Raw genomic sequence first — 14,790 nt, forward strand, 5'->3', positions numbered from 1 at the left:
ACTCACGCCCGACCCCCCTTGACCCGAGGATCCACGACCCGCTGAACGACATCCGCGAGCAGTGTCCCCACCACCGTGGCGACGGAAATGACGAGCACGCACCCGAGGAGCACCGGGTAGTCCGAGGACTGAGCCGCACTCCAGAACAACAGCCCCATCCCGGGGTAGTTGAAGAGCTGCTCGACAACCAGCGCGCCCCCGAACAGCACCGGCACGTAGTACCCCAACATCGCGATCACCGGCGTAAGCGAGTTCCGGAACACGTGTTTGAAGAGAATCGCCCGTTGCCGTGAACCCCCCGCCCGAGCAGTCCGCACGTAGTCCTCGGAGAGGTTCTCCAATGTCGAGGCCCGCATGTACCGACTGAACACGGCAACCATGGAAGCCGCCCCTGTCACCACAGGCAGCACCAACGCCACGGGATCCGCGAAGACCTGAGCCACCGTGTCCCCCTGCGGCGCCTGCGAGGGGAACCACCGCAGCATCTGCGTGAAGACCAGCACCAGCACAAGTCCCAGGAAATACACGGGAGTCGAATACGCGACGAAGCTCAACGTGGTGATCACATAGTCGGCCGGCTTGTTCCGCCGCACCGCCTGCCACATGCCCAGCGGAAGGGCGAGCACCAGCCCGAGAACCGCGGACAACACGGTCAACACCAGGGTCTTCGGCAGGCGTTGCTCGATGAGCCGGGACACCGCCTCGTTGAGGGTGTACGACGTGCCGAGGTCACCGTGGAGCAACTGCCGCAGGTAGTACAGGTATTGGACGGGCAGCGGCCGGTCGAGACCCTGGTCGTGGTTGAACAGCGTGATCTGCTGCGGTGTGGCCTGCGGGCCGAGGATCCCGCGTGCGGGACCCCCGGGCAGCGCGTGCAGCAGGCCGAACACCACGACCGTCACGATGAGGATCACGACCAGCGCCTGCGCGATCCGCCGGGTCAGATACAGGAGGGTGTCCATGCCTCAGCTGGTCCACTTCCACTGTGCCGGGTGGAAGTTGGCGAGCGGGTCCTGGGTGAAGCCGCCGAGGCCGTTCTTGACGACGGAGATCTGGTAGTCCGGCTCGGGCAGCCAGATCACCGGCAGGTCCTTGGCGAGGGCCGTGCTGTAGTCCTGGATCTCCTGGGTCGAACTCGACGTCGTGGACGCGGAGATGAGCTTGTCGACAGCGGCGTTGGAGTAGTTGCCGAAGTTCGCGCCGCCCTTGGACTGGAACAGGGAGTCGCCGGTCGGGAAGGCCGGGAAGTACCAGCTGCCGGCCGTACCGAAGAAGGACAGCTGCCACTTGCAGATCGACTGTGAGGCCGTGCACTGCGGGGTCTGCGACAGCACGGAGTTGACGGGCGCGGTCTTGATGGAGAACTTGATGCCGGTCTTCGCGAGCGAGGACTGGATCGCGCTCATCATGTTGTCGGTCACCGTCGAACCGGACTGCGACAGCACCTGCATCTGGAACTTCGTCCCCTTGGCGACCCCATCACCGCACTGCGCGGCACCGGTGCCGGGGCTGGTGCAGGTCATGACCCCGCCCTGCTCGCTCCAGCCATGGCCGCTGAGCAGTGACTTGGCGGCCGAGGTCGAGAACGGGTACGGGTCGCTCTTCTGCGTGGCCGAGAGGAACGACGAACTCTGCGCCTGCGGGATGGGCCCGTACCCGGGCACCGCCGTGCCGTTGAAGATGACCTTCGCCAGCGCGCTCTGGTCGATGGACTTCTGCACGGCCTGCCGGGCGTAGAGCTGCTTGAACACGGCACCCATGGAAGGGTTGTTGAAGTTGTACGGCATGTAGGTGATCGCCCAGCCCGACCACGGCTTCACCGTGTAGCCCTGTGCGGTGAAGCTCGCCTTCTGGTCGAGGTCGGTCGCCTCGATGTAGCCGTAGTCGACGCTCCCGGACCGCAGCGCGTTCTTCTCGGCGTCCGCCGTCGTGAACGGGAGGAGGTTCACGGTGGGGATGCCGGGCTTCTCGCCGCCGTCGTACTTCGAGTTGGCGGCCAGGACGACCTTGCCGGCCGTGGAGAAGGACTTCACGGCGTAGGGGCCGCTGGTCGTCTTCCACAGGGCGTTCGTCGCGTAACCGCTGATGTTCTTGGCCGCGTTGTTGAGGTACGTCCAGTCCTTCTTGGCGTCCCCGGCCTTGTCCCACACGTGCTGGGGGAGCGGGTTGATCTGGCTCAACTCGTTGGCCAGCATCCACTGCGGGTTGTAGGCCTTGTCGAACGTGATCGTGAAGTGACTGGCGTCCACGGTCTTGAAGGACGTCCAGTTGTCCGGCGCCTTGCCCGGGTTGTAGCCCGCCCACTGCGCCTTGTTCGCCTTGATGAGGTCGAACCAGAACTTCACGTCGGCGGAGGTGATCGGCTTCCCGTCGCTCCAGTGCCGGTCGCCGAGGGTGATCGTGACGCTCTTGTTGTCGGCCGCGAAGGCGGCGGCGGTCGCCACCGAGCCCTTCTTGTTCCAGCCCATGGTCCCGGTCGAGCCGTCGTAGGCGATGAGCGGCTCCCACAGCGAGTTCGCTATGGAGATGTTGTTGGTGTTGAGGTGGGCCGCCGTGCCGATCGGCAGGATCCAGTTCGGGGTGAAGTTCGCGGGCAGCGCGTAGTTGATCGAGTCGTGCGACCCGGACGACGACGTGCCGCTCGACCCGGAACAGCCCGTGAGCAGCAGCGAGGCCGTGGTCAGGGAGGCACCGGTGAGGAGTCTCAGGCGAACAGGGGACATGGTTCTCCTCGGAAAAAGAGGGGCGGAGGCGGGAGTGAGGACAGTCAACGACCCCTGGTGTCGAAGAAACAGGCGTCCCGCTGTAAAAAGTCTGTTTCTGCTGTTCTGAAAAAAGCCGGGAGCCCGTTCGAGTGCCTTACGCTCATCGCCTCGATCACCCGATCCGGAAGTAACTTCCTTCATGCCTGAAAAAAGTGCGCACCGCCGGAAGAGCACCTCGGGCGTCTCCTCACTGGCCGAGCACGTCCTCGAACTCCTCGCCTCCGGGCAGGCCGCCACCCGCACCGAACTCGCCGAACTGCTCGGCGCCGCGCCCTCGACGATCTCCCTCGCGGTGGGCCAGCTGGTGTCCCTGGGCCTGGTCGCCGAGCACGGCACGCGCTCCTCCACCGGCGGCCGCCCGCGCAAGGTGCTCCGGCTGGGCGGTAGCGACGGCTTCGCGGTCGCGGCCGAGCTCGGTGGCAAGCACGCGCACGTGGGGGTCGTACTGCCCGGCGGCGGTCTCACCGACGTGTCGACCGTGCCGTTCCCCACGGCGGACGGCCCCGAGGCCGCGCTGCCCGGCCTCGCCGAGACGCTCACCGCGCTCGCCGAACGGCACGGACGGGACCGGCTGCGGGGCGTGGGCCTGTCCCTGCCCGGCCCGGTCGACATCGCCTCCGGGATCGTCACGCTCCCGGCCCGGATGCCCGGCTGGAACAGGTTCCCCATCCGCGACTGGCTCGCCGAACGCTTCGAGGTACCGGCCGCCGTCGAGAACGACGCCAACTGCATGGCCGTGGGCGAACACACCGTCCAGCCCGCCGAGCGCCGCCAGTCGATCATGGTCAAGGTGGGCACCGGGATCGGCGCGGGCGTCATCGCCGACGGCCGCCTCTACCGTGGCGGCACCGGTGCGGCGGGCGAGATCACCCACGTCCGCGTCGAGGCCGCCCAGGACACCCCCTGCTCCTGCGGCAACACCGGCTGCCTGGAGACCGTCGCCTCCGGCGCCGCCCTGGTCCGCATCCTGCACGGCCACGGCCTCGCCGTGACATCCACCGAGGACGTCGTGCAACTCGCCACCGACGCCCACCCCGAGGCCACCCGAGCGGTCCGCCAGGCCGGCCGCTACCTGGGCCAGGTCCTGGCCGCCAACGTCAACTTCTTCAACCCCGACGCCGTGTATCTGGGCGGCATCCTCTCCACCCTGGAACCCTTCGTCGCGGCAGTCCGCAGCCAGCTCTACGAGGGCTGCCACCCCCTGGTCACGGAGCACCTGGCGATCGAGCGCGCGAGCCTGGGCGCGGACGCGGGGCTCGTGGGCGCGGGCCAGTTCGCGCTACAACGGGCCCTGGCGCAGGCATTGCAGACGGTCACGGACAAACCGGGGACGCGCTAGGTCTTTCAGGGGCGCGGAGCTGTATCGATATGCGGCTCCGCCGCGTGAGCGCGACCAGCCACGACGAAGCCGCACCCACCACACAACCTGGAGCCCCCATTGCCTCCTTCTCGTCCCGTCATCGCCATCGCAGGCCTGGGCATCGAGTCCTCGACCTTCTCCCCGGCCCGCACCGAAGCCCCCGCCTTCCACCCCCAACGAGGCCCCGAAGTCCTCACCCGCTACCCCTTCCTGGCCCCCGGCACCCCGCTCAGGGAAGCCGCAGACTGGCAAGGCGCCCTGGTCGGCAAGGCCCTCCCCGGTGGCACCGTAACAGCAGCCGCGTTCACCGAACTCTCCGACGAACTCATCGCCCGGCTAAGGGAGTTGGGCCCCCTGGACGGCCTCTGGTACGACATCCACGGCGCGATGACAGTAGAGGGCATAGACGACGCCGAGGCCCAACTGCTCGCCCGCATCCGGGAAACCATCGGCCCGCACGCCCTCGTGTCCACCTCCATGGACCTGCACGGCAACGTCTCCCGCGAACTCGTCCACGCCAGCGACCTGATCACCTGCTACCGCATGGCCCCGCACGAGGATGCCATGGACACCAAGGAGCGCGCCGCCCGCAACCTCGTGGACCTCCTGCAGAGCCGCGCTCCCCGCCCGGTCAAGGCCTGGATCCCGGTCCCCGTACTGCTCGCGGGCGAACAGACCTCCACCCGTATCGAACCGGCGAAGAGCGTGTACGCGGCCGTAGAAGAGGTCGAGGCAAAAACAGGAGTCACCGACGCGGCGATCTGGGTCGGCTACGCCTGGGCGGACGAGCCCCGCAACCGCGCCGCCATCGTCGTAACCGGCCCGTCAGAACCCCAAGTCACCGCAGGCGCCGAACAGTTGGCCCGCGGCTTCTGGGAAGCAAGGCACGACTTCGAGTTCGTCGCCCCGACCGGCACCCTGGCCGACTGCCTGGACGAGGCACTGTCCTCCACCGCCCGCCCGTACTTCATCAGCGACACCGGCGACAACCCGACCGCGGGCGGCGCGGGCGACGTCACCTGGGGACTCCAACAGGTCCTGGAACGCCCGGAGTTCAAGGACGAGACTGGCCCCACGGTCATCTACGCGTCGTTGCCCGGACCGGCCGCCGTAGCGACAGCGGAGGGTGCCGGTGTCGGCGCGACCGTCACCGTCACGGCGGGTGCGGAGGTCGACGACCGGCACGCGGGCCCGCTCACCCTCAGCGGTGTCGTGCACTCGATCCGGCACGGCGACCGGGACGCGGAGACCGAGGTCGTCCTCAGAGTCGGCAGCGTGTACGTGATCCTGACCCGGCTCCGGAAGCCGTACCACCACGAACACGACTTCACCGACCTGGAGTTGGACCCGCGCTCCGCCGATCTCGTGCTCGTCAAGATCGGCTATCTCGAACCCGAACTCTTCGCCATGGCCGCCGACTGGAAGATGGCCCTCACCCCGGGCGGAGTCGACCAGGACCTCGCGCGGCTCGGTCATCACCGCATCCGGCGGCCGCTGTTCCCCTTCGACCGGGACATGCCCGACCCGGACCTCACGGCCCGGGTCATCGCCCCCTCGGACGAGCCGCTCAGCGGGGCGGACGAGTGAGCTTGCCGCCTCCGCCGTCCTCGATGGCGGCGGCGATCAACTGGTCGAGCAGCGCGATCAGTACGTTCCGGCACGAGTCGCGCTCCCGCGCGTCGCACAGCAGCACCCGGACGTCCTCCGGGAGGGCCAGCGCCTCGCGCACGGCTTCAGCGGGATACGGGTGTTCGCCGTAGAAGCCGTTCACGCCCACCACGAACGGGATGCCACGGCGTTCGAAGAAGTCGACGGCCGCGAAGCTGGACTTCGGGCGGCGGACGTCGATGAGGACCACCGCGCCGAGCGCTCCGAGGGCCAGGTCGTTCCACATGAACCAGAAGCGCTGCTGGCCCGGGGTGCCGAACAGGTAGAGCACCAGGTCCTGGCCGATGGTGATGCGGCCGAAGTCCAGGGCCACGGTGGTGGCCCGTTTCTCCTCGATGCCGTCGAGGTCGTCGACGGCGAGGCCCGCCACGGTCAGCGGTTCCTCGGTGCGCAGCGGCGCGATCTCGCTCACCGAACCGACCATGGTGGTCTTGCCGACGCCGAAGCCCCCCGCGATCAGGATCTTGACCGTCTCGGGCGGCGCGGGTGCCGGAGCGATGGTGTCAGAGCCGGTCAAGACCCTCCCTCACTTTCTGCAGCAGGTCCATGTCCGGGCTGGTACGGGAGACCGGGTGCGGCGGCCGGGCCGTGATCAGGCCGGCCTCCAGCAGATCGCAGAGCATGATCACTACCACGCTCACCGGAAGGTCGACAAGAGCGGCGACCTCCGCCACCGCCAGCGGCTCGGCGCACAGCCGCAGGATGCGGGACTGCTCCGGCTGCGGCCGGGGTGCCCGCGCGGGCGCCGGATCGACCGCGGTCACCGTGGTGATGAGGGTGAAATCGGCGCGGCTGGGCCGGGTTCTGCCACCGGTCAGCGTGAACGGCCGTACGAGCCGCCCCGCCGCGTCGCCACCGCTCACCTCACTCGCCGGAGCCGGCCGCGGGGCCGACGTTGGCCCGCGGCGCGGCGCTGAGATGCTCGCCTATCTTCTTCACCAGCATGTTCATCTGGTACGCCACGACCCCGACGTCCGCGCCCGGACCGGTCAGGACGACCAGATGGGCGCCGGGGCCCGCCGAGGTGAGGATGAGATAGCTGTTCGCCATCTCGATCAGCGCCTGGCGCACCGGACCGCCCCGGAAGTCCATGCTGACCCCCTTGCTGAGGCTCATCAGCCCGGACGCGGTGGCCGCGAGCCGCTCGGCGTCGTCCCGCAGGAACCCGGTGGACTTGCTGACGACCAGGCCGTCCTCGGACAGCACGACGGCCTGGTTCACCTCGGCCACCCGGTCCACGAGTCCGGTGAGCAACTGGTCGAGCTGGGTGTGCGTGGCGGGGACGGGTCGTGTCATGGCGGAGTCCTTCATGAGCGGTCGGCGGGCGGATTGGGGGAGGCTGCTGCTTCCTCCCGGTCGTACTGCGACGGCGCGTCGTCGTCGATGGAGTCTCGCGCCTGGAACGTGCCACGCTGGAACCCGGCCAGCGAGGAGGCCGCACGCTCCGCGGTGAAGTCTTCCAGCTCCAGGTCCTCCTCGACCGCCACGGCCTCCTCCCGCAACTCACTGGCCAGACTGGTCTGCGGCACCCGCCGCGGCAATGGGGTGAGCCCACCGGGATCGGCGCCGACGGAGGGCTCGGACGAGCGCGCCGGGGGAATGACGGGCCGACCCTTGGGAGCGGGACCCGACACCTCAACCGCCCCATCGGCCAAGGTCGTTGACGCGAGGACGGCCGCCTTCTCCGCCCTCTCCGCCTTTTCCGCCACGACGGCCTCCGCGTCGGCGGCTCGTGCGGCGCCCCGGGGGGACTCCTCGGGTGCCTCGGGTACGACGATCTCGTGCGGGATGAGCACGATCGCGGTCGTGCCGCCGTACGGCGAGGAGCGCAGGGTCACCGCGATGCCGTGCCGGGTGGCGAGCCGGGCGATCACGAACATGCCGAGCCGGAGGTCGTCGGCGAGGGCGACGACGTCGAACTGCGGTGCCACCGCCAGCTGTTCGTTGAGCGAGGCGTAGTCCTCCTCCGACATGCCGAGCCCGCGGTCCTCGACCTCGATGACGAGTCCCTTGGCGACCATCGCGGCCCGCACCCCGACCGGGCTCGGCGCGGGGGAGTACACGGTCGCGTTGTCGATCAGCTCGGCCAGCAGGTGGATCACGTCCGCGACGGCGGGCGGCGCGAGGCACACCTCCTCCTCGGTGTGCACCTCCACCCGCTGGTACTGGGCGACTTCACCGACGGCGCTGCGCAGGATGTCGATCAGGGCGACCGGCTCGGTCCAGCTGCGGCGGGGCTGCTCGCCGCTGATGACGACGAGGTTCTCCTCGTAGCGGCGCAACTGGCTGGCGGTGGAGTCCAGTTCGTACAGGCCGCGCAGGACCTCGGGGTCGTCGTGCCGGCGCTCCAGCTGGTCGAGCTTGGTGAGCTGGAGGTTGACCAGGTTCTGGCTCTGCCGGGCGATGCCGAGGATGACCTTCTGGAAACCCCTCCGGGTGTCGGCGAGTTCGACCGCGGTGTGCACGGCGGTGCGCTGCGCGGTGTTGAACGCCTGGGCCACCTGGCCGAGTTCGTCGTTTCCGTAGTCCAGGGGCGGGGTCGCCGACTCCACGTCGATCTTCTCGCCCCGGTTCAACCGGGCCACCACGTCCGGCAGTCGGTCCTCGGCGAGGCCCAGGGTGGCGATCTTCAGGCCGCGCAGCCGGCGGGACAGGGAGCGGGTGATCCGCCAGGACATGCCGACGCAGAGCAGCAGGGCGGCGAGTCCACCCGCGCTCAGGGAGGCGGCCGTGACGAGCAGGTTGTGCGCCTTGTCGGAGCTGCGGTCGAGGAGTCCGGACGTCTGCTGCCTGATCAACGTCGTGTACTGGTCGGCGACTTCGGACAGTGCCGCGTTCCACTGCTTCTGCTCGTCGGGCAGGGCGATCCGCCCGGCCGTGCCGTCGTCCGGATTCGCCTTGCCCGCCGTACCGGCCCTGAGGACCGCGTCCTCCGTGGACTCCAGGGTGCTCCACTCGACGCTCTGCAGTACGTGCTCGATCTTCGTCTTGGCGGCGCCCTGGAACCCGGTGGCGATCTGGTCCTCGACCAGCCAGCGCCGGGCGTGCACCAGCTCGGCGAACTGCTCCCACGACTGGTCGTCGAGGTGCCCGGAGTGCCAGGCCAGCGTCAGCTGCGCGTCCTCCTGGGAGACCAGCTCCGCGCCGTGCTCCAGCGCGACGAGCGGCTCCGCCTGCGAGGTGAGGTCGCCGTCGTCGACCTGGGACAGCTCCTGGAACGCCTGGATCTGGTCGTCGATGATCGCGGTGTACTGGTCCAGCACCTGCTGGGGCGTGATGTCGGTGGGCTTGTCCACCTGGTCCCGGTAGTACTCCAGGCTGTCGACCGACGCGACGACCGAGTACATCCGGTCCTTGACCCGGGACGGCGCCTTCTTGATCGCCCCCGACTGGCCCACGAGTTGGGCCACCGCCTTGTCCGTCGCCGCGCGCTGGGCCTCCAACGCGGCCTGCGAGCCGTTCGGGTTCGCCATCCACGCCGCCGAGAGACTGCGCTCCTTCTGGAGCGCGAGCGCGGCCTCGGTGCCCATGGCGCCGGTCGACCGGCTCAACTCCGTCTGCGAGCGCAGCCGTAGCCCCTCCGTGAACATCTGGGTCGTCGTCACGCCCCACATGGCGGCCAGCGTGACGCTGGGGACCAGGGCGAGCAGGATCAGGGAAAGACGTATGGAACCGACGCGGCGCCGGGCACCTGTCCGTGGAGACATCGTGGTCGTCCTCGCTACATCCTCGTACGAAGTGTCCGGTCAGCGCGTTCCGTTGGCCGCGAACTTCGCGACCGCGCCGACGTTCGTCTTCGTCACGAACGCCGGGCCGGTGAGCACGGGAGCCGCCCCGCCGCCACTGATGTTGCCGTTGGTCTTGTAGAGCCACAACGAGTCCACTGCCAGATAGCCCTGCAGATAAGGCTGTTGATCGACAGCGAACTGAATGCTCCCGCTCTGCACGGCCTTGACCAGGTCCTGGTTGAGGTCGAAGGTCGCGACCTTGGCCTTGCTGCCCGCCGCCTTCACGGACTTGACCGCTGCCAGCGCGAACTGGGCGCCCAGCATGACCACTTCGTCGATGCTGGGATCCTGCTTCAGCCGGTCCGTGACACCGGCGGACACGGCGTCCATGTCGGCGCCGTCCACATAGAGCATGTCGGACTCGCCGGTGAACGCCTTCTTCACGCCCGCGCAGCGCGCCTCCAGGGCGACATTGCCCCGCTCGTGGATCACGCACAGGGCGTGCTTGGCCTTGAGGGCGTCCAGTTTCTGGCCGACGGCGCGGCCCGCGACGCTCTCGTCCTGCCCGAAGAACTCCAGGACGCCCTCCGACTGCCAGGAGTCGATACCGGAGTTGAGGCCGACCACGGGGATGTCCGAGGCCTTGGCCTCCTTGATGGGCCCCTTCATCGCGTCCGGCTTGGCGAGCGTCAGCGCGATGCCGTCGACGCCGTCCTTGATCGCGTCCCGCACCAGCTCGGCCTGTCCGGCGGCGTCGGGGTCGCTCGCGTACGTCAGGTCGACCCCGTCCTTGGCCGCGGCGGCCTCGGCGCCCTTCTGCACCAGCAGCCAGAAGGCGTCGCCCTTGCTCGCGTGGGTGACCAGCGCGATCTTGAGCCGGCCCGTGTCCGCGGCACCGGCCGTGTCCTTGCCGGAGTCGGAACCGACGCTCAGCGAGCAGCCGGAGAGCAGCAGGGAGCCGGCCACGGCGAGGGTGAGCGCCGTGCCTCGTACGAGACGGAAGGAGGCGTGAGGTGGGGGTGGAGTGGTCATGGGCGGTGCGGCACCTCGCTGTGCGGCCGAGCTGGGGGACGGGGAGGATGCGCCCGGAGCCGTAGGAGGAGCGCCGACCGGGTTACTCCCGTTGGGCCGGAGCCAATCGCGTGTGACCGCTGGTAGTCAAGTGAGCAGCGACATGGAGTGAGTTGTTGGCGCCGCATTGTGATCATCTCGACGTCGTACGGAAGTTGAGCAATCCGAGGAGGAGGTTACGGGCGGGGGGACGAGGGGTTGCGCCGAGGGCCTACGCCAAGGACCGCGGCGGATCCTCCCGAAGGGTGCCCGGCCGTCGAGGGGCGGGGCGTGGATCGGACCGCGGTCCAGGTCGTCAGGTGTGCTCCAACTCCCGCACGAGAAAAGGGAGTCGGCGGCAGGTCAGAGGTCGAACTCGTGCGGCGGCAGGTCGAGGCTGAAGCACGCCTCGCGGACCACGGCCTGCTCGGTCTTGTCGAAGTCGCCGTCCGCGCCGCCGATCACGATGCCGATCTGGATCACGGCACGCGCCTCGGCGGGCTTCTTCTTCGCCTTGGCGATCTCCTGGAGCACGCTGACCTTGCCGAAGGCGAAGTCGGCCGTCAGCTTGTTCAGGTTCTCGTCGAAACGCCGCTGGAGGTCCATCGCGTCGAAGTTCTGCAGCACCTCGTTGCTCGCGATGAGCTGGGCGACGCGCTGCCGCTCCGACGGGTCGACCGTGCCGTCGGCCGCCGCGACGAGCGCGCACATCGCCATGCTCGCGTCGCGGAACGCCCCGCTCTTCAGGTCGTTCTTCTTCGCCACGAGCTGGGTCTGCATCGTCGACGCGGACTCCTTGAAGCGGTCCCACAGGGCCATGCGAACTCCATATGTAGTAAGTCGTGCGTCAGGTGAGCGGTCGTGCGTCTGTGGCACCGTGGAAACTCCCCGGACCGGGGAGAAGTTCCGGCCGCCTAGACTGGGCGATTCACGAACGGGACCGGTCAGGGACGGGAGGCGACGACGGTGGCGGCAGCCGGCAGCGGCTTCGAGGACCCGTCCGCCGACGTGCTCGCGGACGCCGCCGCGGCCTTCGGACTGCTGGCCTCGCCCGCCCGGCTGCACATCGTGTGGGCGCTGGCCCAGGGCGAGAGCGATGTCACCGGGCTCGCGGAGCGGGTCGGCGGCGCGCTGCCCGCGGTCAGCCAGCACCTCACCAAACTGAAGCTCGCCGGCCTGGTCCGCTCCCGCCGCGAGGGCCGCCGCCAGGTGTACTTCGTCGACGACCCCGACGTGGTCGACGTCGTCCGGCTCGCGGTCACCCGCATCGGCGACCGCGCCGGCCGGGCCGATCTCCCCGCCCCCCGACTCCGTGGCCTCTGACACCGCCGCCCACCGGCACACCCCGCTCCAGGTGCTGCGGCACCTCGACACCGGCCCGCGCGGACTGACCGACCCGGAGGCCGCGACCCGGCTCGCGGCGACCGGCGAGAACACGGTTCCCGAGCGCCGTACGGCCTCCTGGCCCCGCCTCTTCCTGCGCAGCCTGCGCGACCCCTTCACCGCCGTCCTGCTCTGCCTCGGCCTGGTCTCGGCGCTCGTCGCCTCCTGGGGCACCGCCGCCGTGATCCTCGCCCTGGTCGCGGTGAGCTGCGCGCTGCGCACGAGCGGGGAGCACCGGGCCGACCGCTCCCTGCACGACCTGCGCGAGCTGGTCGGCGCCACCGCCTGCGTGCTGCGCCGCACGGACGCGGACGCGCCGGTACGGGCCCGGGAGACACCGGTCGCCGAGCTGGTGCCGGGGGATGTGATCCGGCTCGGGCCCGGCGACCTCGTCCCCGCCGACGTACGACTGCTGCGCGCGACCGGGCTGACCGTGCACCAGGCCGCCCTCACCGGCGAGTCCGCGCCGGTCGCCAAGGCCGCCGTGGAACTGCCCGGGGCGGCGGACGAGGGCCCCTTCGCGCAGCCGTATCTCTGCTTCCAGGGGAGCGGTGTCGTCTCGGGGAGTGCCACGGCGGTCGTGCTGGCGACGGGGGCGCGGACCCGGTTCGCCGCCGCGCACGAGGGGCCGGTGCGGCGGGAGGCGAGCGCGTTCGACCGTTCCGTGCACGGGATCTCCTGGGTGCTGATCCGGTTCATGCTGCTGACGCCCCCGCTCGTCCTCATGGCCAACGCGGCGCTGCGCGGGCGGGGCCTGGCGACGCTGCCGTTCGCCGTCGCGGTGGCGGTCGGGCTGACGCCCGAGATGCTCCCGGTGATCGTGACGACCTGCCTCGCGCGCGGGGCCGCGCTGCTCGCCCGTACGCACGGCGTCGTCGTCCGACGGCTCCCCGCGCTGCACGACCTCGGCGCCGTGGACGTCCTCTGCCTCGACAAGACCGGCACGCTCACCCAGGACCGCCCGGTCGTGGAACGCGCCCTCGGCCCCGACGGCGCGCAGGACCCGGACGTCCTGCGCCTGGCCTCCACAGCCGCGTGGTGGACCCTCCAACTCGCCGAGGCGCCCGTGCCGGACGCCCTCGACGAGGCGCTGCTGGAGGCGACGGGACCGGTGGGGGAGGAGGAGTACGACGGGGTCGGGGCCGTGCCCTTCGATCCGGTACGGCGGCTCGCGACGGCGGTGGTGCGGGGCGAGGCCCTCGGCACGCACACGCTGATCGTGAAGGGCGCGGTGGAGGACGTACTGGAGCGGTGTGTGCTCGACGAGGCCGAGCGCGACCGACTGCTGTCCCTGGCCGAGGGGGAGGCGGAGTCCGGCCTGCGGCTTCTCGCGGTCGCCACCGCCGAACGGCCCGCACGCGCGCGTGGCTACGGCCCGGCGGACGAACGGGGTCTGGTCTTCCGGGGGTTGGTGACCTTCCACGACGCCCTGAACCCGGACGCCGGGGAAGCCCTACGGGCCCTCGCCGACCTGGGGATCGGCGTGCGGATCCTCACGGGCGACCATCCGGCGACGGCGGCGCGGGTGTGCCGGGAGCTGGGGCTGGCGCAGGGGGAGGTGCGGATCGAGGCCCGTTGCACGCCTCAGGACAAGGCCCGCGCGGTCGCCGACCTGCGCGCGGCCGGGCACACGGTCGGCTTCCTCGGGGACGGTCTGAACGACGTGCCCGCGCTGCGCGCCGCCGACGTCGGTATCGCGCCGCGCGCCGCCGTGGACGTGGCGCGGGAGGCCGCCGACGTCGTGCTCGCCGGCAAGGACCTCGCCGCGGTCCGGCACGCGGTCACGGCCGGGCGGCACAGCAGCGCGAACATCGCCTCGTATCTGCGGATCACGCTCTCCTCGAACCTCGGCAACGTCATCGCGATGCTCGCGGCGGGCCTGCTGCTGCCGTTCCTGCCGATGCTCCCGGCCCAGGTGCTCGCCCAGAACCTCTGCTTCGACGCGGCCCAACTGGCCTTCGCCCACGACCGCCCCGGCGCGGAGGCGGTGCGCCGCCCGACGGTGCTGCGGCCGCGGGCGTTCCTCCGCTTCATCACCGGGTTCGGGGTGCTGAACGCGGTCGCGGACCTGGCGACCTTCGCGGTGCTGGCGCTCGCGCTGCGCGGCCCGGACGCGGTGGACGACGAGGTGTTGTTCCACTCGGCCTGGTTCACGGAGAACCTGCTCACCCAGGCACTGGTGATGCTGCTCCTGCGAACCGGCGGCGGTACACCGGGCCCGATCGGGCGGGCGGCGGCCGCGCTGGCCGCCGTAGGAGTGCTCCTGCCCCTGAGCCCGCTGGGCGCGCCGCTGGGCATGACGGGCCTGGCGCTCCCTTACTACGTCCTCCTGGCAGCCGTGCTCGGTGTGTATGCCCTGGCCCTGAGGGGTTTGCGGTCGACCCGAGGGTTGTACAGTTGCGCAACATAGCAACTGTCGTGTGAGGGAAGAGGAGGACGAGGTCATGCTCCGCAACGGACTGGAACCTTGGCACCTGCTGGTCGTGGCGATCGTCGTCATCCTGCTGTTCGGCTCGAAGAAGCTCCCGGAGGCCGCCCGCGGACTGGGCAAGTCCATGCGCATCCTCAAGAGCGAGGCGAAGGCGATGAAGGAGGAGAGCAACGTGGTGGAGTCGGTCCCGGTGCAGCCGACCGCTGTCCACACCGTGACGGAGTCTCCGGCCGCCGCTGCCACGGAGCCGCCGGCTACCGCGCACTGATCTCACCTGCCCCAGCGATGCCGGGACACTCCCCGTCACCCACTGCATGGACGACGGGGTCGGTCTCGTCTGTCGCGGTACTCAACTGGTCGAGGAACGCGTCGAGCCCCGGCTGTTGCCGGGGTCGATGTGACGGG

At 70.1% G+C, this 14,790-nt stretch carries 13 protein-coding genes and 1 pseudogene; 6 read left to right on the forward strand and 8 right to left on the reverse strand.

Annotation, left to right across the window (positions count from 1 at the left end; all coding sequences use genetic code 11):
• Positions 1-2: 2 nt before the first annotated feature.
• Positions 3-962 (reverse strand): ABC transporter permease, encoded by a 960-nt coding sequence (locus OG496_RS41965; protein ID WP_366493115.1) that lies wholly within the window; start codon positions 960-962, stop codon positions 3-5.
• 3 nt (positions 963-965) lie between these two features.
• A complete protein-coding gene (locus OG496_RS41970; protein ID WP_405974584.1) occupies positions 966-2,723 on the reverse strand; it encodes a peptide ABC transporter substrate-binding protein in 1,758 nt (585 codons plus the stop codon).
• 181 nt (positions 2,724-2,904) lie between these two features.
• Here OG496_RS41970 and OG496_RS41975 point away from each other — a divergent pair, with 181 nt between their 5' ends.
• Together OG496_RS41975 and OG496_RS41980 are read left to right on the forward strand one after the other, a co-directional pair.
• Positions 2,905-4,104: an ROK family protein gene (locus tag OG496_RS41975; RefSeq protein WP_399393415.1), complete on the forward strand. Its 1,200-nt coding sequence runs from the start codon at positions 2,905-2,907 to the stop codon at positions 4,102-4,104.
• Positions 4,105-4,203: 99 nt separating this feature from the next.
• Positions 4,204-5,712 carry a M81 family metallopeptidase gene (locus OG496_RS41980; protein ID WP_405974585.1) on the forward strand — a complete coding sequence of 503 codons (1,509 nt, stop codon included), beginning with the start codon at positions 4,204-4,206 and terminating at the stop codon, positions 5,710-5,712.
• Here OG496_RS41980 and OG496_RS41985 read toward each other — a convergent pair.
• From OG496_RS41985 to OG496_RS42010, 6 genes are all read right to left on the reverse strand, one after another.
• Positions 5,693-6,310, reverse strand: a complete 618-nt coding sequence (locus OG496_RS41985; RefSeq protein WP_366493111.1) for an ATP/GTP-binding protein — start codon at positions 6,308-6,310, stop codon at positions 5,693-5,695. The genes OG496_RS41980 and OG496_RS41985 overlap by 20 nt on opposite strands.
• Positions 6,297-6,656: a DUF742 domain-containing protein gene (locus OG496_RS41990; protein ID WP_405974586.1), complete on the reverse strand. Its 360-nt coding sequence runs from the start codon at positions 6,654-6,656 to the stop codon at positions 6,297-6,299. Before OG496_RS41990 ends, OG496_RS41985 begins: the two co-directional genes overlap by 14 nt.
• A 1-nt stretch (position 6,657) precedes the next feature.
• Positions 6,658-7,089: a roadblock/LC7 domain-containing protein gene (locus OG496_RS41995; RefSeq protein WP_019071426.1), complete on the reverse strand. Its 432-nt coding sequence runs from the start codon at positions 7,087-7,089 to the stop codon at positions 6,658-6,660.
• 11 nt (positions 7,090-7,100) lie between these two features.
• The gene (locus tag OG496_RS42000; protein WP_405974587.1) at positions 7,101-9,500 is read right to left on the reverse strand and encodes a nitrate- and nitrite sensing domain-containing protein; all 2,400 of its coding nucleotides are present in this window, start codon (positions 9,498-9,500) and stop codon (positions 7,101-7,103) included.
• Positions 9,501-9,539: 39 nt separating this feature from the next.
• Positions 9,540-10,553: a substrate-binding domain-containing protein gene (locus OG496_RS42005; RefSeq protein WP_399393408.1), complete on the reverse strand. Its 1,014-nt coding sequence runs from the start codon at positions 10,551-10,553 to the stop codon at positions 9,540-9,542.
• Positions 10,554-10,934: 381 nt separating this feature from the next.
• Positions 10,935-11,390: a tellurite resistance TerB family protein gene (locus OG496_RS42010; RefSeq protein ID WP_019062789.1), complete on the reverse strand. Its 456-nt coding sequence runs from the start codon at positions 11,388-11,390 to the stop codon at positions 10,935-10,937.
• A gap of 147 nt (positions 11,391-11,537) precedes the next feature.
• On the opposite strand from OG496_RS42010, the gene OG496_RS42015 reads away from it, so the two are divergent.
• From OG496_RS42015 to OG496_RS42030, 4 genes and pseudogenes are all read left to right on the forward strand, one after another.
• The gene (locus OG496_RS42015) at positions 11,538-11,894 is read left to right on the forward strand and encodes a metalloregulator ArsR/SmtB family transcription factor (protein WP_366493107.1); all 357 of its coding nucleotides are present in this window, start codon (positions 11,538-11,540) and stop codon (positions 11,892-11,894) included.
• On the forward strand, positions 11,884-14,364 hold the full coding sequence (locus OG496_RS42020; protein WP_405974588.1) for an HAD-IC family P-type ATPase: 2,481 nt from the start codon (positions 11,884-11,886) through the stop codon (positions 14,362-14,364). The genes OG496_RS42015 and OG496_RS42020 overlap by 11 nt, the downstream gene beginning before the upstream one ends.
• 34 nt (positions 14,365-14,398) lie before the next feature.
• Positions 14,399-14,653: a Sec-independent protein translocase subunit TatA gene (tatA, locus tag OG496_RS42025; protein WP_405976815.1), complete on the forward strand. Its 255-nt coding sequence runs from the start codon at positions 14,399-14,401 to the stop codon at positions 14,651-14,653.
• Between the two features lie 22 nt (positions 14,654-14,675).
• Positions 14,676-14,786, forward strand: a pseudogene (locus OG496_RS42030) (peptidase E); the annotation flags it as partial.
• Between the last annotated feature and the right edge of the window lie 4 nt (positions 14,787-14,790).

This window comes from Streptomyces sp. NBC_00988, assembly GCF_045162645.1.
Lineage (GTDB): Bacteria > Actinomycetota > Actinomycetes > Streptomycetales > Streptomycetaceae > Streptomyces.

Coding starts and splice junctions, on each gene's coding strand:
- OG496_RS41995 (WP_019071426.1), bottom strand. CDS start 7,089: ATGACACGACCCGTCCCCGCCACGCACACCCAGCTCGACCAGTTGCTC.
- OG496_RS42000 (WP_405974587.1), bottom strand. CDS start 9,500: ATGTCTCCACGGACAGGTGCCCGGCGCCGCGTCGGTTCCATACGTCTT.
- OG496_RS41965 (WP_366493115.1), bottom strand. CDS start 962: ATGGACACCCTCCTGTATCTGACCCGGCGGATCGCGCAGGCGCTGGTC.
- tatA (WP_405976815.1), top strand. CDS start 14,399: ATGCTCCGCAACGGACTGGAACCTTGGCACCTGCTGGTCGTGGCGATC.
- OG496_RS42010 (WP_019062789.1), bottom strand. CDS start 11,390: ATGGCCCTGTGGGACCGCTTCAAGGAGTCCGCGTCGACGATGCAGACC.
- OG496_RS41975 (WP_399393415.1), top strand. CDS start 2,905: ATGCCTGAAAAAAGTGCGCACCGCCGGAAGAGCACCTCGGGCGTCTCC.
- OG496_RS41970 (WP_405974584.1), bottom strand. CDS start 2,723: ATGTCCCCTGTTCGCCTGAGACTCCTCACCGGTGCCTCCCTGACCACG.
- OG496_RS42005 (WP_399393408.1), bottom strand. CDS start 10,553: ATGACCACTCCACCCCCACCTCACGCCTCCTTCCGTCTCGTACGAGGC.